Here is a 26,946-nt window from a genome sequence, read left to right as displayed (position 1 = left end):
CCATGAGAAACTTTCCTGTTCCGTACTCGAATGAGCTGATTTATAGCACTATTGCACGGGCAGGCGTTTATCAAGGGATTGTTAGTCCTAAGCAGCTGTTGGATGAGGTGTATGGCAACCGCAAGGTGGTCGCTACCTTAGGTCTGCCCTCGCATTTAGGTGTGATAGCAAGACATCTACATCAAACAGGACGTTACGCTGTTCAGCAGCTTATTTATGAGCATACCTTATTCCCTTTATATGCTCCGTTTGTAGGCAAGGAGCGCCGAGACGAAGCTATTCGGTTAATGGAGTACCAAGCGCAAGGTGCGGTGCATTTAATGCTAGGAGTCGCTGCTTCTAGAGTTAAGAGCGATAACCGCTTTAGATACTGCCCTGATTGCGTTGCTCTTCAGCTAAATAGGTATGGGGAAGCCTTTTGGCAACGAGATTGGTATTTGCCCGCTTTGCCATATTGTCCAAAACACGGTGCTTTAGTCTTCTTTGATAGAGCTGTAGATGATCACCGACATCAATTTTGGGCTTTGGGTCATACTGAGCTGCTTTCAGACTACCCCAAAGACTCCCTATCTCAATTAACAGCACTAGCTGCTTATATAGCCCCTCTGTTAGATGCTCCACGAGCGCAAGAGCTTTCCCCAAGCCTTGAGCAGTGGACGCTGTTTTATCAGCGCTTAGCGCAGGATCTAGGGCTAACCAAAAGCAAGCACATTCGTCATGACTTGGTGGCGGAGAGAGTGAGGCAGACTTTTAGTGATGAGGCACTAGAGAAACTGGATTTAAAGTTGGCAGAGAACAAGGACACGTGTTGGCTGAAAAGTATATTCCGTAAGCATAGAAAAGCCTTTAGTTATTTACAGCATAGTATTGTGTGGCAAGCCTTATTGCCAAAACTAACGGTTATAGAAGCGCTACAGCAGGCAAGTGCTCTTACTGAGCACTCTATAACGACAAGACCTGTTAGCCAGTCTGTGCAACCTAACTCTGAAGATTTATCTGTTAAGCATAAAGACTGGCAGCAACTAGTGCATAAATACCAAGGAATTAAGGCGGCAAGACAGTCTTTAGAGGGTGGGGTGCTATACGCTTGGCTTTACCGACATGACAGGGATTGGCTAGTTCACTGGAATCAACAGCATCAACAAGAGCGTCTGGCACCCGCCCCTAGAGTTGATTGGAACCAAAGAGATCGAATTGCTGTACGACAACTATTAAGAATCATAAAGCGTCTAGATAGTAGCCTTGATCACCCAAGAGCGACATCGAGCTGGCTGTTAAAGCAAACTCCTAACGGAACCTCTCTTGCAAAAAATCTACAGAAACTGCCTTTGGTAGCGCTTTGCTTAAAGCGTTACTCAGAGAGTGTGGAAGATTATCAAATTAGACGGATTAGCCAAGCTTTTATTAAGCTTAAACAGGAAGATGTTGAGCTTAGGCGCTGGCGATTATTAAGAAGTGCAACGTTATCTAAAGAGCGGATAACTGAGGAAGCACAAAGATTCTTGGAAATGGTTTATGGGGAAGAGTGAGTGGTTAGGCTAGCTACATTTAATGACAATGTGCAGGTTGTACATATTGGTCATTTATTCCGTAACTCGGGTCATAAGGAGTGGCGTATTTTTGTTTGGTTTAATCCAATGCAAGAACGGAAATGGACTCGATTTACTCATTTGCCTTTATTAAGTCGAGCTAAGGTGGTTAACAGTACAACAAAGCAAATAAATAAGGCGGATCGTGTGATTGAGTTTGAAGCATCGGATCTTCAACGAGCCAAAATAATCGATTTTCCTAATCTCTCGTCCTTTGCTTCCGTACGCAACAAGGATGGAGCGCAGAGTTCATTTATTTACGAAGCTGAAACACCATATAGCAAGACTCGTTATCACATCCCACAGTTAGAGCTAGCTCGGTCATTATTTTTAATTAACTCCTATTTCTGTCGAAGCTGTTTGAGCAGTACCGCTTTACAGCAAGAGTTCGACGTTCAGTATGAGGTTGAGCGAGATCATTTAGAGATAAGGATCTTACCCAGTTCATCGTTTCCTAAAGGGGCGTTAGAGCAGTCGGCCGTAGTGCAGCTTTTGGTTTGGTTGTTTTCGGATCAAGATGTTATGGATTCGTATGAAAGTATTTTTAGGCACTATCAACAAAATAGAGAAATTAAGAACGGCGTTGAAAGCTGGTGCTTTAGCTTTGACCCTCCGCCCATGCAGGGTTGGAAATTACATGTAAAAGGACGTTCTTCTAACGAGGATAAGGATTATTTAGTTGAGGAAATAGTAGGTTTAGAAATCAACGCTATGCTTCCTAGCACAACAGCTATTAGCCATGCCTCTTTTCAGGAAAAGGAGGCAGGTGATGGTAGTACGCAGCACATAGCGGTTTCAACAGAGTCAGTTGTTGATGATGAGCATCTACAGTTGGACGATGAGGAAACAGCCAATATAGACACAGACACACGAGTCATAGAGGCTGAGCCGACATGGATAAGTTTTAGTAGACCTAGTCGAATTGAAAAATCTCGCAGGGCAAGAAAAAGTAGCCAAACTATTTTAGAAAAAGAAGAAGCAACAACAAGTGAAAATAGTAATTTGGTTAGTACTGATGAGCCACACTTAGGTGGTGTCCTAGCAGCGGCAGATGTGGGTGGGAAGCAGGATGCAACCAATTACAACTCTATTTTTGCTAATCGATTTGCTGCTTTTGATGAGCTACTTTCAATTCTAAAAACTAAATTTGCATGTCGGGTGCTTTTTGAAGAAACCTTGGTTTTGCCAAAAGTTGGGCGTAGCCGATTACATCTGTGTAAAGATGGCTCACCAAGAGTGATTAAAGCCGTTGGGGTGCAACGTAATGGCAGTGAATTTGTATTGCTAGAGGTGGATGCATCGGATGGGGTGAAAATGCTTTCTACCAAAGTGTTGAGTGGCGTTGATAGCGAAACATGGCGGAATGATTTTGAAAAGATACGGCGTGGAGTGGTGAAGAGCTCATTGAATTGGCCAAATAGTTTGTTTGATCAATTATATGGACAAGACGGGCATAGAGGGGTGAATCATCCAAAGGGGTTGGGGGAGCTGCAAGTATCGAGAGAGGATATGGAAGGGTGGGCTGAGAGAGTGGTTAGAGAGCAATTTACGCATTAAAGGAATGACTGAAAGAGCCTGTAAACCCTTTTGTGTAAGTGCTTTTGCCGGTCAGTTAAAGGTGGCCATTTAAACGGTCACCAAATTCGATCATAAAACGGTTCATGGCCGGCTTCCAGTTGCGGATCGGCATCGTCCATTTCTTGGTCGCCGCCTGGATAGCCAGGTACACCACCTTCATCGCTGATTCGTCCGTAGGGAACACCTTGAGTTCATATTAATGGAATTTTCTACAAATAGCCTCCGTGGTTTTGAGGGGGGATTACAGACGATCCATAGTAGTAATCCAATGAGTTCTTGAGCGCGGCGACATGTTTGGACGCCTTGGCAAAAATTAGAGCCTGCTTGAAGTGCAGGCGAGCACGTGCTTGGACGATTGATCCATTCGCGGTCAAAAACTCAATCTTGGATGACAGCGTGTCAGGAAATCCAATATCGAAGTCCCGCCCCGTGTCAAAGTAGGGCATTTCATGATCAAAGGACGAAGCTTCCCAGGCCACTTCCCTAATATTCCAGCCGCTAGAAACAAGATTTCGTACGACTTCATCAACTTTTTTGCTTTCCAACTTGTCACAAAGTGCATAGGCAAGAGCTTTGGCGGCAGACACGTGCGTTTCCTCTTAAACATAGGTCGAACGGATACCCGAGGCAAAGCGGAGCATTAGTCCCAAAGCATCTCCGGTAGATCCGGAGGCTCCATACTGAAGGCATGGCATCTTGGGCATTGATATTTGAAACTTCTCTCTAGATAGCAGGGATTTCTTGGCCTTGCCTCATGCTGATAGCTTGTAAATATCACACGATCCTTAGCCCCACAAAGTGAGCATACTCCGTAGCTTTCATTTATAGAAATCGTCGTTAGATTGTCGCAGCATGTGCACGTTCCGACTATTTGCTCAGGAAGCATCGCCATACCTTGGCCTAGGTAAAGAAGATCAGACTCGTAGCCACATCGGTGGCAACTGAGCTTGTACGCAATGCCCATCTGGTTGTCTCACCTGAATCGTAACGTCAGAGCTATTCATCCATCCATTCGGCATCAATGTATGCCACTAAGCCGACCAGCTGACCGTTTGGACTGAAGTATGTTGCCTGCACCCCACTTGACATCTCATCAATACCACCGCACTGCGCTAGGCGCCGGTCCCACTTGCCCACAGAAGCGTCAGGATCGGCTGAGTTCCCCAAGACCCTTGTGAGCCATGCCTCCTTTAACTCAACCTCTCGAATGATTGCGTCGGCCAGCTCCTCCGCGTTATCTAGTTCGACATAGTCTGGAATTCGGACGTACGTTCTGAACACAGCTGGATACTTACTTGGGCGATTGTCATACATGACATCAACAATGTACCCGTTTGTGTAACCGTCTCTTGGAGGTTCGTATGACACTAGTGGTTCCCCTCAGCTTGCGACTAGATGTTGAGGCCTAACATTTTATTAGAGAGCAGGCTAGTTGCTTAGATACATGATCTTCAGGCCGTTATCTGTCAGGGCAAGCGAAAATTGGCCATTTATGACGACCAATGCCCCGCAGAAGCTCCCATCTTTGCCGCCATAGACGCCGCGCCCCCCTTTTGGGGTGTAGAACATCCTTTTGCCAGATGTGGAAAAGAAGTTCGTTGTCCCATTGTTGGCAATGACGTAGTAGCCGGCGAAAGTGCGAGACCCATTTGCGCTATATATAAGCCTACGATTTCCGTTGCGACTATTGTCGTAATTGGATGAACTATTATCGTAGTTGCTCTCAGAGTTGTCGTAATTTGATGGACTATTGTCGTAATTGCTTATGGAGTTGTCGTAGTTGCTTGGAGAAATGTCGTAGTTGGATGGGGAGTAGTCATAGGGAAGACGAGCTTCATCCACTAAAACAATTGGCAGGTCAGCAAGTGCCTGCCCCGATGCCATCGCAAGTACGAGGCTTAGAACCACCTTCAACAGATCGCGCATAGTCTTCCCCAGCTCTCTAACGCTTGAGTTAAGCCGCGCCGCGAAGCGGCGTCGGCTTGAACGAATTGTTAGACATTATTTGCCGACTACCTTGGTGATCTCGCCTTTCACGTAGTGAACAAATTCTTCCAACTGATCTGCGCGCGAGGCCAAGCGATCTTCTTGTCCAAGATAAGCCTGCCTAGCTTCAAGTATGACGGGCTGATACTGGGCCGGCAGGCGCTCCATTGCCCAGTCGGCAGCGACATCCTTCGGCGCGATTTTGCCGGTTACTGCGCTGTACCAAATGCGGGACAACGTAAGCACTACATTTCGCTCATCGCCAGCCCAGTCGGGCGGCGAGTTCCATAGCGTTAAGGTTTCATTTAGCGCCTCAAATAGATCCTGTTCAGGAACCGGATCAAAGAGTTCCTCCGCCGCTGGACCTACCAAGGCAACGCTATGTTCTCTTGCTTTTGTCAGCAAGATAGCCAGATCAATGTCGATCGTGGCTGGCTCGAAGATACCTGCAAGAATGTCATTGCGCTGCCATTCTCCAAATTGCAGTTCGCGCTTAGCTGGATAACGCCACGGAATGATGTCGTCGTGCACAACAATGGTGACTTCTACAGCGCGGAGAATCTCGCTCTCTCCAGGGGAAGCCGAAGTTTCCAAAAGGTCGTTGATCAAAGCTCGCCGCGTTGTTTCATCAAGCCTTACGGTCACCGTAACCAGCAAATCAATATCACTGTGTGGCTTCAGGCCGCCATCCACTGCGGAGCCGTACAAATGTACGGCCAGCAACGTCGGTTCGAGATGGCGCTCGATGACGCCAACTACCTCTGATAGTTGAGTCGATACTTCGGCGATCACCGCTTCCCTCATGATGTTTAACTCCTGAATTAAGCCGCGCCGCGAAGCGGTGTCGGCTTGAATGAATTGTTAGGCGTCATCCTGTGCTCCCGAGAACCAGTACCAGTACATCGCTGTTTCGTTCGAGACTTGAGGTCTAGTTTTATACGTGAACAGGTCAATGCCGCCGAGAGTAAAGCCACATTTTGCGTACAAATTGCAGGCAGGTACATTGTTCGTTTGTGTCTCTAATCGTATGCCAAGGAGCTGTCTGCTTAGTGCCCACTTTTTCGCAAATTCGATGAGACTGTGCGCGACTCCTTTGCCTCGGTGCGTGTGCGACACAACAATGTGTTCGATAGAGGCTAGATCGTTCCATGTTGAGTTGAGTTCAATCTTCCCGACAAGCTCTTGGTCGATGAATGCGCCATAGCAAGCAGAGTCTTCATCAGAGTCATCATCCGAGATGTAATCCTTCCGGTAGGGGCTCACACTTCTGGTAGATAGTTCAAAGCCTTGGTCGGATAGGTGCACATCGAACACTTCACGAACAATGAAATGGTTCTCAGCATCCAATGTTTCCGCCACCTGCTCAGGGATCACCGAAATCTTCATATGACGCCTAACGCCACGCTCACCGGCAAATTAGGAGCGCAGCGAGTAATTTGTCCGTGTGTAGCGTATTGTTAGGCGCTTGTGCCTTGCCAGCGACGATACAGGCTGGCAATGCCAGACGAACAAAGAAAAGGCATTGCTTCCTTGATTTGTTCCAGCGGCCAATCCCACCAAGCCATATCTAAAAGCATAGAAATTTCTTCTTCAGAAAAGCGCTTCCTAATCGACTTTGCAGGGTTTCCCCCCACTATGGTGTAGGGTTCCACGTCTTTGGCAACCAAAGCGCGGCTACCTATCACCGCTCCATGCCCGATCTTGATCCCGGGCATGATCATGGCCTCCGAACCGATCCACACATCACTTCCTATAACTGTGTCGCCAGCCCGCTGGAATGCATCGACTGATTTTGCAAACGCGGGCTCCTCGTTCATGTAGAAGAAAGGGAAAGAAGAGACCCAATCATATCGGTGGCCTTGATTCCCAGCCATAATAAAAGCTGCGCCTGATCCGATGGAGCAGAAGCTGCCGATAATCAGCTGATCAACGTCATCACGGTCTGGTAGAAGGTAGCGAGCACAATCATCAAACGAGTGCCCATGGTAATAGCCGGAATAGTAGCTATACCGCCCTACCTTGATGTTCGGATTCTTCACCTGCTCAGTCAGAAGCTTCCCTTTGAAGGGACTCTCAAAATAATTCGTCATAAAATTTGTACCCGAAAATTCTAGAGCGACTCCACGCGTCGCCTAACGCCTGGCACAGCGGATCGCAAACCTGGCGCGGCTTTTGGCACAAAAGGCGTGACAGGTTTGCGAATCCGTTGCTGCCACTTGTTAACCCTTTTGCCAGATTTGGTAACTATAATTTATGTTAGAGGCGAAGTCTTGGGTAAAAACTGGCCTAAAATTGCTGGGGATTTCAGGAAAGTAAACATCACCTTCCGGCTCGATGTCTATTGTAGATATATGTAGTGTATCTACTTGATCGATCAGGCTTTTGTATATCTCCCCACCACCTGAAACAATGACATGATCCGTTATTTTCTTTAGGTTGGTTAAAGCATCTTTAATTGATGGAAAGATCAATACGTTCTCATTGTCAGATGTAAAACTTGAACGTGTTACGACCGCATACTTTCGGTTGGGTAATGCTCCCATTGATTCAAAAGTCTTGCGTCCAACCAACAGCCATTGGTTATAGGTAATAGCTTTAAACAGGAGCTGTTCACCTTTGGCACTCCATGGAATATCAGGGCCATTCCCGATAACTCCATTCTTCGATATAGCTACCATTAGTGATAGTTTCACAATTCTTCCTCAGAGGTTAACATTTTATTAGTAAGCATGCTCGTTTTGTCACCCGCTGATGCTTACCGTTAATTAATATAATCACTTGTATTAAATAGACTTTCTTTAAAAATACAAGACACTCTGTTATTACAAATCGTGCATGCCGTCTATCCTGCTTGCACGATGCACATTATCTCACCCAAAGAACTCATAACATTTTAATTTATTTAGCATTAAATTAAAACTCTACCGGTAAACAAGCATCTCTAGGCGTAAAAAACAGGCACTTTTTTAAATCCCAGCTAGAATAGGCTGTATAGGCAGACAGTTGCAAGACAAGGAGCGTTTTATGTCTAACAGTCCATTTTTAAATTCTATACGCACGGATATGCGACAAAAAGGTTATGCGCTGAAAACTGAAAAAACTTACCTGCACTGGATTAAGCGTTTTATTCTGTTTCACAAAAAACGTCATCCTCAGACCATGGGCAGTGAAGAGGTCAGGCTGTTTTTATCCAGCTTAGCAAACAGCAGACATGTAGCCATAAACACGCAGAAAATCGCTTTAAATGCCCTAGCTTTTTTGTACAACAGGTTTTTACAACAGCCGTTGGGCGATATTGATTATATCCCTGCAAGCAAGCCTAGACGGCTACCCTCTGTTATCTCTGCAAATGAAGTGCAACGCATTTTGCAGGTTATGGATACTCGCAACCAAGTTATTTTTACGCTGCTGTATGGTGCAGGTTTGCGCATTAATGAATGCTTGCGTTTGCGGGTTAAAGATTTTGATTTTGATAATGGCTGCATCACTGTGCATGACGGTAAGGGTGGGAAAAGCAGAAACAGCCTACTGCCCACGCGCCTAATCCCAGCAATAAAATAACTCATTGAGCAAGCGCGGCTTATTCAGCAAGACGACAACTTACAAGGCGTAGGGCCATCGCTGCCTTTTGCTTTAGATCACAAATACCCTTCTGCTTATCGACAAGCGGCGTGGATGTTTGTCTTTCCCTCCAGCACGCTCTGCAACCACCCGTATAACGGCAAATTATGCCGCCATCATCTGCATGACTCCGTTGCGCGAAAGGCATTGAAGGCAGCCGTACAAAAAGCAGGCATCGTTAGCAAGCGTGTCACTTGTCATACATTTCGTCACTCGTTTGCTACGCATCTATTACAAGCGGGGCGTGATATTCGCACTGTGCAAGAACTCTTAGGGCATAACGATGTTAAGACCACGCAAATCTATACGCATGTGTTGGGTCAGCATTTTGCCGGCACCACCAGTCCTGCGGATGGACTGATGCTACTTATCAATCAGTAAAAGTAGATAAATATCTTTATGTAGCCCTGAGTAGCCCCTGATACTTTTTATGGTGAAAAAGATAAACAATCATAGAGGGGATAAATATGAGCCAGTTCTACCATTGTTCAGATAAGTTTAAGCAAGATACTGTCAATCACAGTGACCATTCATGGTCATTACACTTCCTCCAGTTGCCAGACAATGCCTAACATAAAAACGCAAAAGCCCAAAAGTCAGAGCTTAGGTGTTCTAGGCGTTTTCTAAGCGCTGAAGAAATACGTCTTACCGTAGATTGCGTGCGTTTCTGAAGCACATTTTCCTTATACATGGCTTTATCCCAGGCAGCTTCATCAAGCTCTTGGAGTAACAAGCCAGTAATAATGCGACACTCTCGGGTTTGTAGCGAGCCGCTGGTGAGATCGGAGTTATAGCGGAAAGGGGTCATTTGTAATTATTTGTGGGTGGAGGATAGTTAACTTATTATTGTAGTTGGAAGAGGCTGCTTTCCAAACATTAGCACCTCGTAATGCTTGTTACTGTATATTAATTTATGCTCTTAGCGCATGTTAATGGGCTATTACAATGCATAATGTCCACATCAAGATAACTGTGGCTTAACACCTGTACAAGCGAAAAAAATCAATCACCTGTCCGGAAATACGGGATCACTGTAAAGTGTTGGTGAGGCAGTCTAGGAGGGGGATTTAATTTGGGATACTGATGAAAGGATTATGATCAGTTGGATATAGGATCGTACTAAGCTGAGCGGCAGGTTAGCTAGATTAGTTAACCAGATAAGTGAAATCTAGTTCCAAACTATTTTGTCATTTTTAATTTTCGTATTAGCTTACGACGCTACACCCAGTTCCCATCTATTTTGTCACTCTTCCCTAAATAATCCTTAAAAACTCCATTTCCACCCCTCCCAGTTCCCAACTATTTTGTCCGCCCACAGATGACCGGTACAACAGACGCTGCTGTACCGGTTTTTTATTGAGTCATGGGGTCGTTATTTATTGAGGACTGCGAGTGCTTCTTGCTTTAGCTGATTCGCGATATTCTGCACAAATTTAAGCTGGTTCATAGCGTCGTTGAATTCTTTTTCTAAACGCTCATCGAGCCCTTCTGTTGGCATTGGCGTTTCACTTGCGCCACGATATGGGATCCATGGGTTATCCCCTTCATCATCAAAGCGAAAAGCAGGTGCGTAATAGTCAACTTCTTCTTCTAAGCCAAAGGATATGACTTGTGGTTTTTCATCACCCAAGCAAATTAGTTTTTTAACTAATTCTTTGAAAGGTACTTCGCCTTCACCTGAAAGGCTCGCTTTGTGACCAAATCCTTTTCCTTCAGGAAGGCGAACGGCATCTTTCATATGGACCTGAGTGATATTGCCTTTCATTTTATCAAAAGCTTCTAACGGTAGTTCATTAGCATTGAACATATTGCCGAAATCAAACAGCAATGAAAAATTAGGGAAATCAGCGTCTTCGACTAATTGATTAAGTTCATGGCTTTTTAGATCTTCATGTTGCTCGATAACAAACTTCAGGCCCGTGTGCTCATAAGTTTCTTTGATATACTGGATATCAGCTTTGACTTTCTTAAGTACATCTTGAAGATTCCCTTCGTAGCGAGGGTAAAAGCGAATAGAGCTAGCACGTGTTTTTAGTGCAATGTGTACGGCTTCATCAATTGCATTGGCGGCAGAAGAACTCGTTTCAATTTTTAAATCGAGGTTATATTCCTTTGCTTTTTGTCCAAAAGCCTCTAGTTGTGCATCACCCATGGTTTTTAGGGCTTTAGTTTCACCATCTTCAACATGAATCTTAGCGCCTGTTAAATGATGCTTTTTCGCTATTTCTAATAAGTCATCGGGTAAAATACGCTCTTTTCTCATGTTTAAATGGAAGGCATAAGCGTGGAGGTACAGTGGCATTGAATCAATACGATCAATAATTTTTTGTGCTTCGATGTTATTCATTTTTTCACCTGTAATGTCAATTCTATTCATTTTCTGTTGCTGCATTGATTTCGCGTTGTTTTATACGTTTAGTTAAAATTTTAGCGGTCACGAAACCTAACAAGCTAAACATGATCATCATGCCAAAAACAAAGTTATAGCCAGTTATACCAGGGTAGTTATCTAGGAAAGAGCCATAAATCGCGTAAGCAAACATCGCAGGCATATAACCAAGAATACAAGCAAATGCCATTGCAGAACCTGCATACTCACGTTTAGTCCCAATTTCTTCCATCGGGGCGAAGAAAATAGCTCTCTGGCTAAAAATAATAGCTCCGAAGCCTAATGTTGCCGCCATACCGAGATAAACATTCATATTTTCATGAGGTAACATCATGAATAAACCCATTGCGACGGCAGATAATAAGCAGGTGAACTGTAAGAACTTAGTAGGTGATTTAAATACTTTGTCCGATAAGAAACCACCAATAGGGCCTCCTACCATTTTTAGAGCATATTGGTTGATGATCCCGTAGGCACCCACTAATGCAATGGGTAACGCATAGATATCTTTCAAGAATGGGATGAAGTAAGTTAATCCACAATATGATGCATAGATAAAGAAAATAGTCATCGATGCAAGCCATAAGTTAGGACATTTAATGACACTTTTTATCCCTTCAATAACTTGCTTATTTGCCTCTGATGAATTGTCTGCAACTTTTTTGTCATCATCGCTAACGATGAAATAAGTGATAACCCCAATAACCACGGTCACAATGGTGTAGAACATTAACCCAGCTTGCATACCTTCTTTGCCTTCACCGAACAGGACAAAGACATACAATGCACCGGAAGCAATAATTACGTCTACAATACCGCGTCCAGCCTCAAGGAAACCAAATAGGCGGCCTTGTTCTTTTTTATCACCGAGTAAGCGCACGGCTTTAAGTAGTACTGGCCAATAAATAACATCTGCAAACAATGCCATGACGGCAAAGGATATGAGATAACCGGTAAATGGCGGAAGAGTGGATAAGTACGCACCACAAAGCCCAACCCCAATTAACCCTACGGGTAGAAGGATTTTTTTCGAGAATCTATCTGCAATATATAGTGATGAGAATAGACCAATGGTTTGAACAATAGTGTAAACCGTAAAACCAAAGCCAATTTGGGCATTTGTTAGTCCCCAATCTTGCTGCATAGGAACGTAAAAAACATCTTTCATACTGGATAATTTAAAAATAGTACCAGCACCAAGAATGAGAAAACTGAGTCTTATCCACTTATTCATAAATCCGCCTTAATTATTATATTTAGCGTTTATTGCTTCAAAACGATCGCTTCAACTTCTATTAATACGTCTTTTGGAAGGCGAGAAACTTCTACACAGGAACGAGCGGGGTAGATACCTTCAGAGAAATAGGATTGATAGACACCATTAAAGGTAACGAAATTATTCATATCACTGATGAAGCAGGTGGTTTTGACCACGTCATCCATAGAATATCCCGCGGCTTCAACAACGGCTTTTAGGTTTTTCATGACTTGATTTGTTTGTGTGGTGATGTCGGCACCAACGACAGAGCCATCTTCATGATGGAAAGGGCAGCAGCCCGAGATATAAACGCTATTGCCAACTTTTCGGGCTTGGGAATAAGGGCCGATGGCTTTAGGGGCATTTTCAGTTGAAATAATCATTATTGGTTCCTTTGGTTGTTATCTTGACGCTGATGATTAAATCACAATCATATTTTCCCTTCCGTGATTATTGTCAATTTTTTGACTAAGTATAAAAAAATTATACTAAGGTGTGTTTTTATGGATTAAGTATTGAAAAATTTACTCTAATTTATTAAAGTTATGGGAATTTACTAAGTGGATTGTTGAGTATGGATATGAATATTAATTATGTTTTTACTGAGCAAGATCGAAAATTATTGCAGTCATACACCCCTATGATTGAGTGTCTCGGTGAGTTTTTGGGGCCATATTGCGAAGTTGTTTTGCATAGTTTTGAAGATTTACACAGTTCTGTGATCCACATTGCTAATGGGCATCTAACAGGGAGAACACTTGGAGCTCCTGCAACGAATATTGCGCTTGAGAAATTGGCTGGTTTTAAAAAGAATCATTCATCTTGGGAAGTGTATTTTAATACTAAAAGTATTCGTCCATTTCGCTCTTCTTCAACCTTAATTGTGAATTTAGATAACCAGCCGATTGGTATGGTATGTATGAATTGGGCATTAGATATGCCAATGAATGCGATGGTTGATTTGATGGGCGGGGGGAACAATTCTAAAAATGAAAACTTTTCGCAAGATGTTAATAAATTAATTATGGATCATCTTGAACCCATTAAAAATACGATCTATTTAAATAAAAACATTCCAAGTAAAAATAAAAACTTTGAAATCATTAAAGAACTCCATGACTGTGGTATGTTTGAATTTTCTGCTGCGCATAAAATTGTGTCTGTCGAATTAGGGATTAGCTCAGCGACCATATATAAGCACCTTAGAAAAATAAATTCGTAATATAGATAATAAAAATAGCCCGGAAATCTACATTTTCCGGGTTTATCTTTTATTTTTAATAACATGAATATTTACTTTGTTTTTTATATTTTTCTATTAATACATCCCTCCCATTTTCTAAGGTTATGATATGAGTAAATTGGCTATGATTTGTTGATAATTCTTTATTTTTATTTGCAATTTTAATGATGAAGTCATATATTTTATATATGGAACCATCAGTTTCATTTTTTAATAAACTAAACATATTGATAAAAATTGCATTGTTACTATTTATTTTGTTCTCATTATGATTGTGTATTAGCTCTATTTTTTTTGAGTCTGGTGAACTATAAATAAAGTAAAGGTTTTTTTTCGTTAAATCATTTCCAAAAGCGTAATTGTCGTATTCTAATAATTCTTTTTTTATATGGTTTTGTGGTTTATTCGGTTGTGTTTTTTTAAAACTGTCAGTTTTTCTATCTAACTCTTCAAATTTCTTCTTTAATGAAGCTACACAGTCAGTGTTAATGGGCTTTTCTTTTATATTATAGATAAATGGTTTCTTATTATTAATAAAATTATTGTTTTTATTTGTCTCTATAAGTAATTTTAATTCATTTACTTTCATTTTAAATCATCTCCATTTTATTTCTTATTTTTAGTTTATTGGAGTGGAGTTATTATCGATATCAAAAAAAGAGACTAAGTCTACCCTTTTAATAAATTTTCTAAATCACTAAATATAGATTGCCATTCATTATCATCAATTTCCATGAATCCCATATAGCGCAGCATAAAAGCGCCTTCAGTGGCTAGAAAAACAATTCTGGCCTGTTTACCTTTTTCTGTTGAGGTGTCTAACTTAGCAAGCCGTTCACGGTACCAAATACGCGTACTTTCCAGATATTCAGGGGTTTGTAATAAGGATGCCATTAAAGAAGCGCCTTTTGCCATCGAGACTTTGTCGTGCTGGTGGGTCGCTTGCATATGCGCAAAAATTTGCCCTTCAGGGGAGTTATCTTGTTCAATTTTTTGATTGAAAATTTCATCATAGGACTGGCCCCAACGCTCAAACATTGCATCGATTAAGGCATCTTTATTGCCAAAACAGTACTGAACACCGCCTTTGGAAATCCCCATTGCTTTGGCGACTGCGTCGATAGTGAGCGCTGTAGCGCCTTGCTGTAGAACAATGTCTTCAGCAGCATCAAGTAATTTTTCTCTATCGATTGTTCGTTGACGTCCCATTTAGAAAAACCTATTTTCAATACGTACGTATGGATTTATATTGTAGCACGATCAGCACAGAAATCATGATCAAATAAACTCATTGAGAGAATTTTATGTTAACCGATTATAAGCGCTGGATAGTGCTTCTATTAGTTTCAAGTGTACTATTTCTTATAGTTATTGATGTCACTGTACTGTATACCGCTTTACCTAAATTAACCCATGATTTAGGCGCTACGTCATCTGAAAAACTGTGGATAATGAATGCTTACCCACTGGTGGTCGCTGGTTTATTACCTGCGGCAGGGATGCTAAGTGATAAAGTCGGTCACAAGCAAATGTTTTTGTTGGGGTTACCATTATTTGGTTTAGCTTCGTTGTGTGCAGCTTTTTCACCAACAGCAACCAGTTTAATTTTGTCTCGTGGCTTTTTGGCTGTAGGTGCTGCAGTAAGTATGCCTGCCACCCTTGCGATTGTAAGACATGTTTTTTTAGACCCGAAAGAAAGAGCTCTCGCTATTGGAATATGGTCGGCAGTTGCTTCAGGTGGCGCGGCTATTGGCCCTTTGATCGGCGGTATCTTACTTAACCACTTTTGGTGGGGCTCTGTTTTTCTCATTAATGTGCCGGTCGTTTTATTGGTTATTCCGTTTGCGTGTTATTTGATCCCTAAATGTGGTGGTAACAGCGATAAAAAAATCGACATTTTAGGTTCTATTTTAGTATTAATTGGTCTAATTGGTGTTATTTATGCGTTGAAGGAGCTCGGTAAACCTTATACCGATTGGCCAGCGGTATTGGTTTCGGGGGTTATTGGGGTTTTCTTTTTGGTGGTATTTAGAAATCGACAAGTTAAATCCACATCACCAATGATTGATTTTACGTTATTAAAGCACCCTAAATTCAATGCAGGGCTGATGATGGCGGTTTTATCCATTGTAGTTATTGTTGGTGTCGAGTTATTACTAAGTCAACGTCTACAGCTGGTTTTGGGTTATACCCCGTTTGAGGCAGCGTTATATATCATTCCAATTCCATTGGCTTCGGTGATAGCTGCGCCATTGGCAGGTATGTACCTTCATAAATTTGGTGAGGTAAAACTCACTGTTTTTGGGTTTACTTGTACGTTAATTGGTGTTGTTGGTTTAACGATGGTGTACCAAACCTCGACAGGTATTCTGTTACTTTCATTCCTCTTTTTGATAGGTTTTGGTTTGGGTGCTATTTTTACAACGGCTTCGACCACGGTGATGTTAAATGCCCCCGATGAAAAAGCAGGTATGGCGGCATCAATTGAAGAAATCGCTTATGAAATTGGCAGCGTTTTAGGCGTAACGTTTATGGGGGGACTAATGAGTGCTATCTATACGTTAAAACTTTCACTGCCTGAAGGTATAACTGTCAGTGATAAAGTTTATGACAGTATTGATGAGGCCTTGTTAGTTTCCGAATCACTGCCAGCGAATAATGCATTTGCGTTGATAAATCAGGCTAATATTGCCTTTGACCATGCTTTCTTAGGGGTGATGGTAGCAACTATTTTTGTTCTGCTGATCAGTATTATTGTTCTGCCTTATTTTTTACGCTCCCAAAAGGTATTAACGAACTCATTAGATTGATTTTTCATTAAAGAGGGAGCTTTGGCTCCCTTTTGCTCTTTTTTATCTGATTTTGCGGATTAATACCGTTGCGAGTAATGGGCTAATAGCAAATAGGGCGAATAACCAGATTGAAGCTTGCTGTGCTCCCGCAATCCCCCCAGGGTTAATTAGCCCGCTATTATTGACGACGACTCCCACTAAGGCGGCAGATAGCGCGGTTGCATACAATTGAATGGTAATAATGGAAGAGGATGCGAGGTTTTCCTCTCCCTCTGGCGCATTTTTAAAAACACGCAATACCAGGTGAGGCCAACACACACCAATTCCTAGACCCACCCCTGCCATGGCGATGAGATAAATAACGAACAGTGGCCATGATTCAATAAGCTGTTGATTATGCGTTAAAACAGCAAGAACAATTAAAGACATCAATATGATGATCGGTCCTATTCGAATAATTCGGATAACAATCGCCCCCGTTTTATTGGCACTAAAGAGCGCTCCGATGGTCCAACCTGCGGCCATTATTGCGGTTAAATAACCCGCAGTGAGTGGAGAAAACTGATGGATGGTTTGTAAGAAATAAGGGACATAAATTTCTGTTGTCATACCTCCAACTAACAAACACATGGTTAAAAATATGACGCCAAGTGGGCTTTTGAGTGAATAGGATCCAGTTGGTAATAAGTGTCTGTCATTTTTGCCATCGAGTAAGGCAATAGTCAGCAGTATGGCTAGACCAATTAACAAACCAATAAGGTTTATGAATAAACTTTCAGACAAACTTCCAATTGAAATAGCAAGAACGGATATCACTAACAAAGAAATCGCTAGGAATGGAACTTTGCTGTTTTTTGGTGCTTGAGTTTGCTTTTTAGGAAGTTGATTGATGACAATGAGTGCGAGAAAAACAGCGACAGGCAGTAAAGCCCAAAATGCCCAACGCCAGTGGCCACTTTCTGCAAAAATCCCCCCAATTGCAGGGCCACAGAGTGTTGCTATTCCCCACATACCCGAAACAACTCCCATTGCTCGGGACCATAAGTTTTCGGTAAAGACAATGCGGATCAATGCATAGCTAAGAGCAAATAGAATACCACCCCCCAGCCCTTGCAATGCTCTACCACCAAGTAATACCAGCATTGATGGGGACGCTGCACACCAAATAGACCCCAAAGAAAAGAGAATGAGTGCGAATAAATAAGAATATTTAGGCCCAAAACGGTCTAATACTTTACTGGAAAGGGCTGAACCGACAATGGATGTTGCTACAAATAAAGTGGTATTCCATGCGTAATATTCGAGACCACCAATATCGTTAACGACACTAGGCAATATGGTTGTTACGATATAAATATTGATAGCATGTAGTGCAACACCTCCAGTTAGGGCAATAGTGAGTAATGCATTAGTGCCACTGAGTAAATCAGCCCATTTGGCTTGAGGTATGGTTGATGTTTCATTGCTCATAGAGAGACCCGCTAGACGGAATAGTAGAAAAAGAGGTATTATCCAAGTAATAGCTTGGATAATAGAGTCGCATAATGATTAATGCAAGTAATTACTTTGATAATTTAAATTTGACACAGGCCGTGGATAAGGTTCTTTTTTGTATCAAAACTAAAGGGCCAATTTCTACCGCTGTGATCGCAAATGATTTAAATATGACCGGAGAAGCTGCAAGGCAGCACATCCAAAAACTGACGTCATTAGGGTTAGTAGAGGGGGCGCAGTGCTTATCGCAAACAGGGGCAGGACGTCCTCGACAAAATTGGGTGTTAACGGAGTTGGGGCATCAACGCTTTCCTGATACTCACGCGCAACTTGCTCTGCAATTGATTGATTCCGTTCGTACTATTTTTGGAGATGAAGGACTAGAAAAGCTGATTAACCAAAGGGAAACGGAAAGCAGAGAAAAATATTTTGCCCGTTGTAAAAACTTACCATTAGCTGAGCGGCTTGAAGCATTGGCTGAAGTGCGTAGCGAAGAAGGGTATATGGCGAAGGTTGAGCAAGATGGTGACAGTTGGTTGTTTATCGAAAACCATTGTCCAATTTGTGCAGCAGCCACTGCTTGCCAAAACTTTTGTCGGTCGGAATTGGCGTTGTTCAGTGAGATTGTGGGTGATAATGGTAGCATTGAACGCGAACAGTACTTACTAAATGGTGCTGGGCGCTGTGTGTATCGTGTGAAGGTTAAAAGCTAAATACCGAGACACCTTGGTATTTAGCTTAATAATAGTATTATCTCTCAATTATTAGTGTTTCAGTTGACTCAATATATGGCGCCAGCTCTTCGCTGTTAAGCCATAACGGTTTCTTACCAAATTGCTGATATAAAGAGAGTTGGTCTTGATAGTGAGGCGAAGGTTTTCCTTGCGGGGAAATAAAGCCACTTTGCCCTGGAGCTACAACGTCCCATGCGCTCACCCCTTCTTCGGTAAACACGATTAAGTCGTTTTCAGTTCCCCGATTATGGTATTCATTTTGATGGAAATTTTCTTGAGGTAAGGCTTGTGGTATACCAAAAAAATTATTTTCACGGAAGGTTAATGCCGTGGCTGGTGTTTGCCAATTAGCCGGGTTATCACCGTATTTTTCTATCATTTTTTGGTAAGTCGTATTCAAAGCCTTTCTAATAACATCATTCTGCGGTTGTCCTGAAAATAAATCGATAGACTGAGGTATGGGGGATTTATCTTCTAAGAGAGATTCATACAGTAATTTTGCACCTGTACTGATATTTAATGACCCTGTTGGGCCTTCTTGCGTCGTCTCATAACCACTCGCTAGGTACCATTTATCAAATGGTGCAGGGACGGTTTGGCCTAGGGTGGCTTTAAGCATTTCTTTTAACCAGATATCGAGGATAGCAGACCCTGGGTGAATATAATGTTTTCCATCACTTGATAACTGGTTTATGCCATCCCATTGCTGGAGCATGGACACTAATTTGGCGCTATTGTCATTTGATGGCAAACCTTGTGTCGCTTGAGTTAGAAATGGTGTAAATAAGCGATGATTAAGGTCGACACGGCTAGTTTGCTGTAAAATCGCCCACATATCATCAGCCGTTAACTTATCATAGGCTTCAATGCGGTTATCGATTTCTTTCACCCTATCTGCACTGCCCCATAAGAAGGCAAATAAGTCGCTAGCGGGGTAATTTTTAGCTGGAGAGTTATTCCAGTTGGCGATATAACCTGATTTGGGGTTATACACTTTTGGATTATTAGCAAAAGGTTGTATACCTTTCCAGTCCCATTCTCCCGTGCCTGATACTGGTAAACGAGGATCATGGTTTATTTGGCGATCGGGGTAGTGTCCGGTATGGACATAGCCAATGTTTCCGTCTTTATCTGCATAATACCAATTGATCGTCAGTGCTTGGTTTTGTGCTTGGTCTAGCCATTGCTGCCAGTTTTGCGCTTGTCCTTGCTTTACCCAAGCCATTAAGGATGTAAGCTCCTTGCCATCCCATGCGCGAGCTTTGCTGTAGGCGGTGTGAGTTGTCTTATCCCGTTTAACCACATTACCGTGCACAGTACGGTATATTTCAAAAGTAATGGGTTGTTCACCTTTTACATTCAATGTCTCTTGGCGAGAAAGCATTTTCTTCCACTGCCCTTGGTGGAGGTAGCTATTTGGGTCTTCAGGTGAAACTTGTTCTGCAAATATATCAACACCGTCACCAAACCCAGCGGTAGAACCCCAAGATATATGTCCATTATGGCCGAATAAAATCGCGGGATAAGCAAACGGTGTATTTCCGACAATATTAAACCCTGCCCCATGTAAGCCAATACCGTATGTATAGGCTGGGTTAAACCAACCAAACTGTGGGCCATTAAGTAAAATGGCTTTTGCGCCAGAAGCTTTTGCTTTTCCAACAAGCCAAACATTGCTGGTGGTTGGGTAGCCAGCTAGCCCATTCGCACCACTTTGTTCATATTGCTTAGCGATTAACGCATTATTTTCTTGAGAAGAAAGTGCAATGACTTTTCCAGTTGTATCTTTGGCTGTGCGTTCAAACATGGGAGCAGTAAGTCGGTAATCACTAATTTGATTCAATTGAGATATGTTTTTTGTTTTTTGTGAATCTGAATAGGTGAACTCTTCTGATGATATTGTTGTTGGCGCATTGGGATTATTAAGCCAATTAATTTGGTTAAAGAACTCTACTCCCAATTGTTCACCGTACTTATCTTTAAGCGCAGTGAGTAATGCTAGGTTATCAATTTCACTATTCATATCGGAAAAGCGGTTTGCCATTGTACCGACCATAATCATAGCAACATCAAAACTCGTCCATTGGGATGGCAAAAAATCATAGTCAATGAACTGTTTTGGCATTAAGTCATCTGGCTTAGTATTGATTTGTTTAATCCATGCATTCATACCATCTGCATACCCTCTTAAAATATCTTGTTCTTGGGAGGGTAACTGATTGATTTGTTTATGGATAGAATCAGGCCAATAGTTGTTTCTGATTTCTTTATCAAAAGAAATATAATCCTTACCTAATACTTCAGAAACAGTACCTTGGGTACTGCGTTTGGCCATTTCCATTTGGAATAATCGGTCCTGTGCCACAGCATAGCCGTACCCATAGAACAGGCTATAAGTATCATTGGCATAAATATGAGGGACGCCATAATTATCTCGTTCAATTTTAATTTGAGTTGATTGAGAAAATGATGACAGTGATAAGGAGCTTAAACTTAGAACAATAGCGATTGAGATGAGGTGTTTTTTCATTTATTGAGTCCCATGTTGTTATTATTTTTCGAGACTATCATTATTACAATGTTAATAAATGGTTAATTTATAGTTAATTGTTAATATGTGAACCACGATCACATAAAAAGATACATAAATTTAAATAAAGCATAAAAAGTGAGTCATAATTGTGATGGTGCTAATTTAAGGTGAGCGATTATTGGTTTTTTGATGGTAACGATGACTCAGCCATGCATAGATAGCCCCTGCAATAGCCCCCGCTATATGTGATTCAGTTGAGATGTATAAGTGAGTAGGTAATAAGCCGCTAGCCATTGTGCCAAAATAGAACAGCACTAATAATGCGATAGCGATATCACCCCATTTTCGCCGGAAGAAGCCTTGAGCAATTAGCAACCCCCATAAACCAAAAACCCACCCGCTTGCGCCGATGTGAGCTGCATTCCTACCAATGAGCCAAACTGCTAACCCACCAACAATAATGATAAACAGTGATGCCAATATGTAAGCTTTGATGGTGCGATGAAGCAATAATGCGCTTAAGATGATAAATGGGGGCAAATTGCTGAGTAGATGCTCCCAGCTTCCATGAATAAATGGAGCGAAGAAGATACCGAGCAAGCCCCATTCTGTACGTGGAACTAGCCCAAATTGGGTTAAACCGCCAGCGGTTAAGCTATTAACCGATTGAACAATAATAAAAATTGCAACAATTGAGGTTAATAACTTAACGCGAGGATACCCTGATAAATAGCTCATTAGTGGTTGCCAAGTGCTTGAACACTTTCAACGAGTGACGCTAGCTGGCCAACAACCCGATCACCAATATCTGCATTATCTCCACCTAACGATTTGTTACGCATAAAGTCTTTCTTGATTTGTTGCCAACGTGCAGAATCTTTTTCTGTTAATGTACCACGCAGTTCAGCGAGTTTGAGTAGGTTTTCTTCTGCACCCGTTGTGAGCAGCTGTGCTTCACCCAAGTAGTGGTCATCGAGTAATCTTTCAAGTTCATTATTATTCATCACTGAAGAGACTTTTTCGCTGAGTTTATTCATATTACGGTAACTACCTTGCAAGCGAAATGCAGGCTCTGTCCGGTACTTATCGGATTGCGCTGCGCTAGCGATATAGTGTTGATTCACTTTCAATACAACATCCCGTAACTTAATTAACTTGCTGATTACCGAGGTGATTTCATTAATTTCTGCATCAGAGTATGGGTAACTTAAGGTATTGGTAGAGACAGATTTGCCCATCGCTTTATCGACAAATAAGTACAGGTCGTTCAGATCTCGTAATGCAAGAGGGGCTAATACAGGGTTTGATGTCAGGCTGTTTTCGATATAGCTCAAAGCAAATGCTTCATCCATACCCCCTAGCACCTCACCAAGGTTATAAATATCAGCGCGGTTTGCAAGCATGTCAGGGATCCGGAAAACTTCTCCAGACTCGGTATAAGGGTTACCTGCCATAACGACACAGAATTTTTTACCCCGCATGTCATACGTTTTGGTTTTGCCTTTCCAAACCCCTTCAATGCGTCGTGTTCCATCACATAAAGAGATAAATTTTTGCAAAAACTCAGGGTGTGTGTGCTGAATATCATCAACGTATAGCATCACATTATTACCCATTTCTAAAGCTAGATTGAGCTTTTCTAGCTCTTGTCTTGCCGTTGCGTTAGGCGCTTGTTCAGGATCAAGAGAAAGTACATCATGGCCAAGAGCAGGCCCGTTGACCTTCATAAAAATTAGCCCTAAACGGTCAGCGGCATATTCCATTAAAGTGGTTTTACCGTATCCGGGCGGTGAAATCATTAATAGCAGCCCCATGAGGTCAGTGCGTTTACCTTCCCCTAAAGCCCCAATTTGTTTTGCCATGTTATCGCCAATGATAGGCAAATAGACGTCGTTTATCAGTTTGTTACGTACAAAAGAGCTTAGTGGCTTTGCTTTGTATTCATGCAGTTTTAAACGGCTACGTTCTTCAGTCACAATTTGTTGGCGCAGAGTTTGATACTGGCGGAATTCGGGAATGAATCGCTTCCTTTGACCACGCATACGACTGAAGTAGTTATCTAAACTCAGTGCTAGAGTTTGGTTTTCTATGGTCGGGTGTTCACCGAGCAACCCGCTAACCTTAAAGTAAAGGTCTGCTTCACTAAAGCGAGCGGAAGCTACTTTATCTAAGATAATAATGGCAATAGCACCCGGTATGTATGGAACAAGGTGAGCAAATTCAGGGGTTGAGCACAGCCCTTGTAGCCAGTTTTGAACTAATGACCAGCGCTGGGCGTAGCGAGCCCCTAAATTTTGTTGTGAGCGATTAAAATCACCCCACATATGGGCTTCTTCTAAGCGGCTCTGGAGCGCTAAAACTAACTCCCTTGCGTACTTGCTATAGACGAGCTCTATCGGAGTTCTTGCTAATACAAAACTAAGGTATTCAGCGGCTTGGGTTTGCTCATAAGCTTGGCATTGAATGGGGTTATTTTGTAAAAATAAGCTAATCCCAGCTTCGATTTCGGCTTGTAGGTCAAGAAGTGCATTGTCATTATGGAATAATTGGTGAATATTCATGGCTGTTCTTGCACGTTCAGGCCATAAAGCGGGGAAATCGTCGTTTTGTACTTGCTCCCAATAAATAGCTGCGATAGCACGGGCTGTCGGGCTATACCGTAATAAATCTGCACTTTCACCGATTGGCAGTAGTTTTTTCAGTAAAGCAACAGCATCGTGGTCATGAATGCCTTTTTCATAGCCTTCTTTATAGCGTGGGCTCGCAAAATCACGGACAATTTTTTCAAGTTTTTCCGTTGATGTTAATGCATTTTTTAGGATATCAAAATCTAGCCCTTCTTGGCGTTTTGTTGCGGCATAGATAATTGAATAAGCAAGATATTCTGCGCGGTAAACCGTATTAGATTCGGACTCTAATGAGGCACTCCAATAAGGTTTGAGTTGTGATAGTTGTTCATTTTCTATGGGTTCTTGGAAATCTGTCCCAGTGAGATAAACCCATAGTTGTTCATTTTTTGGTAAAATAGTGAGATCAAGCTCTTGAGTGTTTACGCTGAACCGGTGACGACCGAGCTTAATGACATTCCCACCATCTTCAAAAATATCTGTTTTATCACGCAAAACTCGAATGGCTTGGTCCCGAGAGGATTTCAAACGTGCATCAATATCATCAGCTTTAACGTTATCGTTAATTTCCCTTAATTTTTCAATTATTTCACGTGTTTTAAGCGCGAGAGGGTCTGAGGCAAAGAAGGCATTGAGCTCATCTTGAGACTGCAAACGAGTTGTTCGTCGTTGCAGGCTCTCTAGTAGGCGATCTGCTGCAGTAACTAAATTTTGGGCGCGGCGTTGGCGGTCATCAATAAGAACTTGTTTATGTGATTCAAAGGTTTCGAGTAATTCTTCCCGCTTAGCCAAGATATCATCAAGAAATTCATCATGATTGCTAAATTGGCTTTCGAGTTCTTCTAACTGAACAAGCAATCTTGATAACTGATCATCGCAACGTTCAGGATCAGTGGCAAGAGACAGGGCATTGGTAATGCCTTGGCTGAACAGCCGGAATTGTGCGCCAAATTGAGCGACGGTTTCCACACTGCTTTGTGATTTTCGTTTTTGTTGTAAACGAGCTCTAGATTGGTTTAGCTGAGCATAGATTTGCGAAATAGCATCAATAATGTGGGTTTGTTGTGTGACATCGTTGAAACTCAGTGAAGCCATTAAGTTTGATAGCATATCTAAATCAGTAGACATTTTTTCCATATCCTTCATGGGAATGTCTAACTGAGCACTGTTTTGGGCTTTTTCTATTTGTTCTTCGAAAACAGTTAATTGTGTTTTAAAGGGCTGTAATGCTTTATCGCTAGCCAGGAAAACAGCGGTTTCTTGCGATACATATTGTTGATTTTTCTCTATTTCACTTTCCATTTCGCTAAGCTTTTCTAAATCCATATAGCGAAATTCGCGCAGTGAAATCAAGTGCCCGCGTTGAGCACTCAGGGCATTTAAGCCATCAACAAATTGTTGAATATCAGCCCAACTTTCAGGCAACGTTAGTGAAAGTAGTGATTTTTGGCGGCTGATGGCTTCATTCATTGATTTAGCTGATTGCTGCCGTATGCTTTCGACCTTCTCATATTCATCAAGGACAAGTTCACTTGTTTGGGTGATTTCTTTGAGCAATTTGCCAATACCAAGGCATTGTTCATCACCAAACCAGTAATAAATATCCAGTAAATTTTTTGCTTGTTGGCTGAGCTGTTCGTAGCGAGCGATAGAAATTTGGCTGCCTTCTATTTCTTTGGAAACATGTAATATTTCAGAAATACCTCGAACTAAATCTGCATTGCCGATACGCCCTAAAAAACCGCTACGAGTCGGCTGTTGGTCGGCAAATTCTTCTGAGTAAAATGGGGTCTGCCAAACTTGCATAGGATGAACGCGAGTCGCTTCTTCGCCTTCACCTTCAAATAACACCATTTTTCCGTCTTCAAGCATGGCATAGCCATGGCCAATAAGCGGAACTGAAAGTGTTCGTTCAATTAAGTTGTAATTGAATAGAGCAATACGACCTTGATTTGGTGAATAGAAAACATATAGGACATCTTCTCCATTTGGAGAACGACGCAAACGGCGAAAACGCATTCCATCCATAGACTGCTCAAACGTTTTATAGTCACCATTTTGTAAGTAGTAGCCGCCAGGGAAAATAATACCGTGGTCTTCTGGTAGCTGGACACATGCTTGCCCAATGGCATCAATGCGTTGTACAGATTGAGACAGCGTGTTGTAAACCAAGTAACGCCAAGTTTCTTCTCGATAGGGTAAAACTTTTAAGATAATTAAACTGCCAGTTTGTGCATATTCAATTTGTGCGTCATCTAAAGATTGGTTTTTATCAAGAACAGCTTCTTGGTAAATCCCCAAACCATCTTCAGTGTTATTTTCACACTTGATGGTTAAATCACCGCCAATAGTTTCTATGAATACAGTGTCAAGAATATTGATGTGAGGGTATCGGCCGTTAACCGTGTCTTCCCGTGTGGTTTTTTGCCATTCAAAATCATAGGCTGGTGGGAGGGCTATATCGCGTTCACCCCGGTTATCAATATACTCAATTTTGCGTTTGTCGCTGGAGATTGACCAGCGAAAAACTCGCACGTCCGTGATGCGATCGCCAATTTGAAAACTAGCAAGAAGTTTGCCGTCCCGTTCAACAAGTTGCAGTAACTGTGTGTTCTTATAATAGGTATAGAGTTCAGTAAAATCTTGAACAAAGCGATTATCACTCAAGAAGGTATCTTCATAAGGGACTGCTTCAACATCAAACTCATTGTCGTTTTCAATTAACCGATATAGTGAAAATACATCTTCGAGGTGCGTTTCTTTTTTTAGGCCGAGGAATACGTTATAACCGAATAAGAGCCATTCACCGACGCGGACAATGTCCCTTGCTTGGCAATTATTTTCAGTACGAATGCGAATACGACCAATAATATCCATTTGGCTTTGACCAAATTCATCCAACCGCATTTCATTGAGTTGTGCGGCTTTTTGATGCAGCTGTTGCCCTTGGTCGGTCAGGCGTTTGCGTAATATTTCATAAGCACCGCCTTCTGCAACAGCGCTATCGAGTATTTCTTGTTCGCGATCCGTATCCTGAATATCTGACATTGCGCAGCGAATTCCCTTAACTAAGACAATAAAAATGGAAAACAAATAATGAAG

Annotated in this window: 22 protein-coding genes and 2 pseudogenes; 6 read left to right on the top strand and 18 right to left on the bottom strand. The window is 42.1% G+C overall.

Annotation, left to right across the window (positions count from 1 at the left end; all coding sequences use genetic code 11):
* Window positions 1–2 precede the first annotated feature (2 nt).
* Window positions 3–1,529 carry a TnsD family Tn7-like transposition protein gene (locus PR800_RS12420; protein WP_001243518.1) on the top strand — a complete coding sequence of 509 codons (1,527 nt, stop codon included), beginning with the start codon at window positions 3–5 and terminating at the stop codon, window positions 1,527–1,529.
* Complete coding sequence (locus PR800_RS12415) at window positions 1,530–3,146, top strand: Tn7-like element transposition protein TnsE (RefSeq protein ID WP_000251879.1); 1,617 nt, start codon at window positions 1,530–1,532, stop codon at window positions 3,144–3,146. It abuts the gene before it with no gap.
* Between the two features lie 55 nt (window positions 3,147–3,201).
* On the opposite strand, the pseudogene PR800_RS12410 reads toward PR800_RS12415, so the two are convergent.
* The 8 genes and pseudogenes from PR800_RS12410 to dfrA1 form a co-directional block, all read right to left on the bottom strand.
* Window positions 3,202–3,354 (bottom strand): annotated as a pseudogene (locus PR800_RS12410) (IS256 family transposase); the annotation flags it as partial.
* A gap of 22 nt (window positions 3,355–3,376) precedes the next feature.
* The gene (locus PR800_RS12405; RefSeq protein WP_001271300.1) at window positions 3,377–3,754 is read right to left on the bottom strand and encodes a hypothetical protein; all 378 of its coding nucleotides are present in this window, start codon (window positions 3,752–3,754) and stop codon (window positions 3,377–3,379) included.
* A 409-nt stretch (window positions 3,755–4,163) separates the two neighbouring features.
* A complete protein-coding gene (locus PR800_RS12400) occupies window positions 4,164–4,535 on the bottom strand; it encodes a hypothetical protein (protein ID WP_000119696.1) in 372 nt (123 codons plus the stop codon).
* 60 nt (window positions 4,536–4,595) lie between these two features.
* Complete coding sequence (locus PR800_RS12395) at window positions 4,596–5,093, bottom strand: hypothetical protein (protein ID WP_001444089.1); 498 nt, start codon at window positions 5,091–5,093, stop codon at window positions 4,596–4,598.
* 75 nt (window positions 5,094–5,168) lie between these two features.
* The gene (gene aadA1, locus PR800_RS12390) at window positions 5,169–5,957 is read right to left on the bottom strand and encodes an ANT(3'')-Ia family aminoglycoside nucleotidyltransferase AadA1 (protein ID WP_001206315.1); all 789 of its coding nucleotides are present in this window, start codon (window positions 5,955–5,957) and stop codon (window positions 5,169–5,171) included.
* A gap of 57 nt (window positions 5,958–6,014) precedes the next feature.
* Entirely contained in the window at window positions 6,015–6,539 is a 525-nt protein-coding gene (gene sat2 / locus PR800_RS12385) for a streptothricin N-acetyltransferase Sat2 (protein WP_000704156.1), read from the bottom strand.
* A gap of 71 nt (window positions 6,540–6,610) precedes the next feature.
* On the bottom strand, window positions 6,611–7,243 hold the full coding sequence (locus tag PR800_RS12380; protein ID WP_012477387.1) for a type B-2 chloramphenicol O-acetyltransferase CatB2: 633 nt from the start codon (window positions 7,241–7,243) through the stop codon (window positions 6,611–6,613).
* 129 nt (window positions 7,244–7,372) lie between these two features.
* A complete protein-coding gene (gene dfrA1, locus PR800_RS12375; RefSeq protein WP_000777554.1) occupies window positions 7,373–7,846 on the bottom strand; it encodes a trimethoprim-resistant dihydrofolate reductase DfrA1 in 474 nt (157 codons plus the stop codon).
* Window positions 7,847–8,177: 331 nt separating this feature from the next.
* Between dfrA1 and intI2 the strand changes: the two are divergent.
* A pseudogene (intI2, locus tag PR800_RS12370) lies at window positions 8,178–9,155 on the top strand (class 2 integron integrase IntI2).
* Between the two features lie 187 nt (window positions 9,156–9,342).
* Here the strand turns inward: intI2 and PR800_RS12365 are convergent.
* The 4 genes from PR800_RS12365 to PR800_RS12350 all read right to left on the bottom strand — a co-directional run bounded on the left by PR800_RS12365 (window position 9,343) and on the right by PR800_RS12350 (window position 12,804).
* Complete coding sequence (locus PR800_RS12365) at window positions 9,343–9,582, bottom strand: BrxA family protein (RefSeq protein ID WP_001353740.1); 240 nt, start codon at window positions 9,580–9,582, stop codon at window positions 9,343–9,345.
* A gap of 564 nt (window positions 9,583–10,146) precedes the next feature.
* A complete protein-coding gene (locus PR800_RS12360; protein WP_272530941.1) occupies window positions 10,147–11,121 on the bottom strand; it encodes a sugar phosphate isomerase/epimerase family protein in 975 nt (324 codons plus the stop codon).
* Window positions 11,122–11,143: 22 nt separating this feature from the next.
* Window positions 11,144–12,397: an MFS transporter gene (locus PR800_RS12355; protein ID WP_125893818.1), complete on the bottom strand. Its 1,254-nt coding sequence runs from the start codon at window positions 12,395–12,397 to the stop codon at window positions 11,144–11,146.
* A 29-nt stretch (window positions 12,398–12,426) separates the two neighbouring features.
* Window positions 12,427–12,804: a RidA family protein gene (locus PR800_RS12350; protein WP_166267208.1), complete on the bottom strand. Its 378-nt coding sequence runs from the start codon at window positions 12,802–12,804 to the stop codon at window positions 12,427–12,429.
* A gap of 191 nt (window positions 12,805–12,995) precedes the next feature.
* Here PR800_RS12350 and PR800_RS12345 point away from each other — a divergent pair, with 191 nt between their 5' ends.
* Complete coding sequence (locus PR800_RS12345) at window positions 12,996–13,643, top strand: helix-turn-helix transcriptional regulator (protein WP_166267206.1); 648 nt, start codon at window positions 12,996–12,998, stop codon at window positions 13,641–13,643.
* 55 nt (window positions 13,644–13,698) lie between these two features.
* On the opposite strand, the gene PR800_RS12340 is transcribed toward PR800_RS12345, so the two are convergent.
* Both PR800_RS12340 and PR800_RS12335 read right to left on the bottom strand, forming a co-directional pair.
* Window positions 13,699–14,253 carry a hypothetical protein gene (locus PR800_RS12340; RefSeq protein ID WP_272530940.1) on the bottom strand — a complete coding sequence of 185 codons (555 nt, stop codon included), beginning with the start codon at window positions 14,251–14,253 and terminating at the stop codon, window positions 13,699–13,701.
* Between the two features lie 80 nt (window positions 14,254–14,333).
* Window positions 14,334–14,873, bottom strand: coding sequence for a TetR/AcrR family transcriptional regulator (locus PR800_RS12335; protein WP_272530938.1), 540 nt, complete (start codon window positions 14,871–14,873; stop codon window positions 14,334–14,336).
* A gap of 95 nt (window positions 14,874–14,968) precedes the next feature.
* Between PR800_RS12335 and PR800_RS12330 the strand changes: the two genes are divergently transcribed.
* The gene (locus PR800_RS12330) at window positions 14,969–16,474 is read left to right on the top strand and encodes an MFS transporter (RefSeq protein WP_166267202.1); all 1,506 of its coding nucleotides are present in this window, start codon (window positions 14,969–14,971) and stop codon (window positions 16,472–16,474) included.
* A gap of 42 nt (window positions 16,475–16,516) precedes the next feature.
* Here the strand turns inward: PR800_RS12330 and PR800_RS12325 are convergent, their stop codons facing one another.
* Window positions 16,517–17,926: an MFS transporter gene (locus tag PR800_RS12325; protein WP_272530936.1), complete on the bottom strand. Its 1,410-nt coding sequence runs from the start codon at window positions 17,924–17,926 to the stop codon at window positions 16,517–16,519.
* Window positions 17,927–18,000: 74 nt separating this feature from the next.
* Here PR800_RS12325 and PR800_RS12320 point away from each other — a divergent pair, with 74 nt between their 5' ends.
* Window positions 18,001–18,663 (top strand): helix-turn-helix transcriptional regulator, encoded by a 663-nt coding sequence (locus PR800_RS12320; protein WP_102140066.1) that lies wholly within the window; start codon window positions 18,001–18,003, stop codon window positions 18,661–18,663.
* A gap of 37 nt (window positions 18,664–18,700) precedes the next feature.
* Here the strand turns inward: PR800_RS12320 and PR800_RS12315 are convergent, their stop codons facing one another.
* The 3 genes from PR800_RS12315 to PR800_RS12305 all read right to left on the bottom strand — a co-directional run bounded on the left by PR800_RS12315 (window position 18,701) and on the right by PR800_RS12305 (window position 26,892).
* Entirely contained in the window at window positions 18,701–21,214 is a 2,514-nt protein-coding gene (locus PR800_RS12315) for a penicillin G acylase (RefSeq protein WP_272530935.1), read from the bottom strand.
* A 165-nt stretch (window positions 21,215–21,379) separates the two neighbouring features.
* Window positions 21,380–21,955: a rhomboid family intramembrane serine protease gene (locus PR800_RS12310; RefSeq protein WP_210843249.1), complete on the bottom strand. Its 576-nt coding sequence runs from the start codon at window positions 21,953–21,955 to the stop codon at window positions 21,380–21,382.
* A complete protein-coding gene (locus tag PR800_RS12305) occupies window positions 21,955–26,892 on the bottom strand; it encodes a DNA repair ATPase (protein WP_272530933.1) in 4,938 nt (1,645 codons plus the stop codon). Before PR800_RS12305 ends, PR800_RS12310 begins: the two co-directional genes overlap by 1 nt.
* Window positions 26,893–26,946: the final 54 nt, after the last annotated feature.

Origin of the sequence: Providencia sp. PROV205 (genome assembly GCF_028479505.1) — a bacterium.
GTDB classification, from domain to species: Bacteria; Pseudomonadota; Gammaproteobacteria; order Enterobacterales; family Enterobacteriaceae; genus Providencia; species Providencia huaxiensis.
Note: the sequence above shows the minus strand (reverse complement) of the source record. Positions and strands in the feature narration are given on the sequence as shown.

Excerpts from the sequence above, each read along its gene's own strand:
- PR800_RS12310 (WP_210843249.1), bottom strand. The coding sequence starts at position 21,955 with ATGAGCTATTTATCAGGGTATCCTCGCGTTAAGTTATTAACCTCAATT.
- PR800_RS12350 (WP_166267208.1), bottom strand. The coding sequence starts at position 12,804 with ATGATTATTTCAACTGAAAATGCCCCTAAAGCCATCGGCCCTTATTCC.
- PR800_RS12335 (WP_272530938.1), bottom strand. The coding sequence starts at position 14,873 with ATGGGACGTCAACGAACAATCGATAGAGAAAAATTACTTGATGCTGCT.
- PR800_RS12340 (WP_272530940.1), bottom strand. The coding sequence starts at position 14,253 with ATGAAAGTAAATGAATTAAAATTACTTATAGAGACAAATAAAAACAAT.
- PR800_RS12395 (WP_001444089.1), bottom strand. The coding sequence starts at position 5,093 with ATGCGCGATCTGTTGAAGGTGGTTCTAAGCCTCGTACTTGCGATGGCA.
- PR800_RS12420 (WP_001243518.1), top strand. The coding sequence starts at position 3 with ATGAGAAACTTTCCTGTTCCGTACTCGAATGAGCTGATTTATAGCACT.
- PR800_RS12325 (WP_272530936.1), bottom strand. The coding sequence starts at position 17,926 with ATGAGCAATGAAACATCAACCATACCTCAAGCCAAATGGGCTGATTTA.
- PR800_RS12365 (WP_001353740.1), bottom strand. The coding sequence starts at position 9,582 with ATGACCCCTTTCCGCTATAACTCCGATCTCACCAGCGGCTCGCTACAA.
- PR800_RS12345 (WP_166267206.1), top strand. The coding sequence starts at position 12,996 with ATGGATATGAATATTAATTATGTTTTTACTGAGCAAGATCGAAAATTA.
- PR800_RS12315 (WP_272530935.1), bottom strand. The coding sequence starts at position 21,214 with ATGAAAAAACACCTCATCTCAATCGCTATTGTTCTAAGTTTAAGCTCC.
- PR800_RS12320 (WP_102140066.1), top strand. The coding sequence starts at position 18,001 with ATGATTAATGCAAGTAATTACTTTGATAATTTAAATTTGACACAGGCC.
- PR800_RS12355 (WP_125893818.1), bottom strand. The coding sequence starts at position 12,397 with ATGAATAAGTGGATAAGACTCAGTTTTCTCATTCTTGGTGCTGGTACT.
- PR800_RS12380 (WP_012477387.1), bottom strand. The coding sequence starts at position 7,243 with ATGACGAATTATTTTGAGAGTCCCTTCAAAGGGAAGCTTCTGACTGAG.
- PR800_RS12305 (WP_272530933.1), bottom strand. The coding sequence starts at position 26,892 with ATGTCAGATATTCAGGATACGGATCGCGAACAAGAAATACTCGATAGC.
- PR800_RS12330 (WP_166267202.1), top strand. The coding sequence starts at position 14,969 with ATGTTAACCGATTATAAGCGCTGGATAGTGCTTCTATTAGTTTCAAGT.
- PR800_RS12360 (WP_272530941.1), bottom strand. The coding sequence starts at position 11,121 with ATGAATAACATCGAAGCACAAAAAATTATTGATCGTATTGATTCAATG.
- aadA1 (WP_001206315.1), bottom strand. The coding sequence starts at position 5,957 with ATGAGGGAAGCGGTGATCGCCGAAGTATCGACTCAACTATCAGAGGTA.
- sat2 (WP_000704156.1), bottom strand. The coding sequence starts at position 6,539 with ATGAAGATTTCGGTGATCCCTGAGCAGGTGGCGGAAACATTGGATGCT.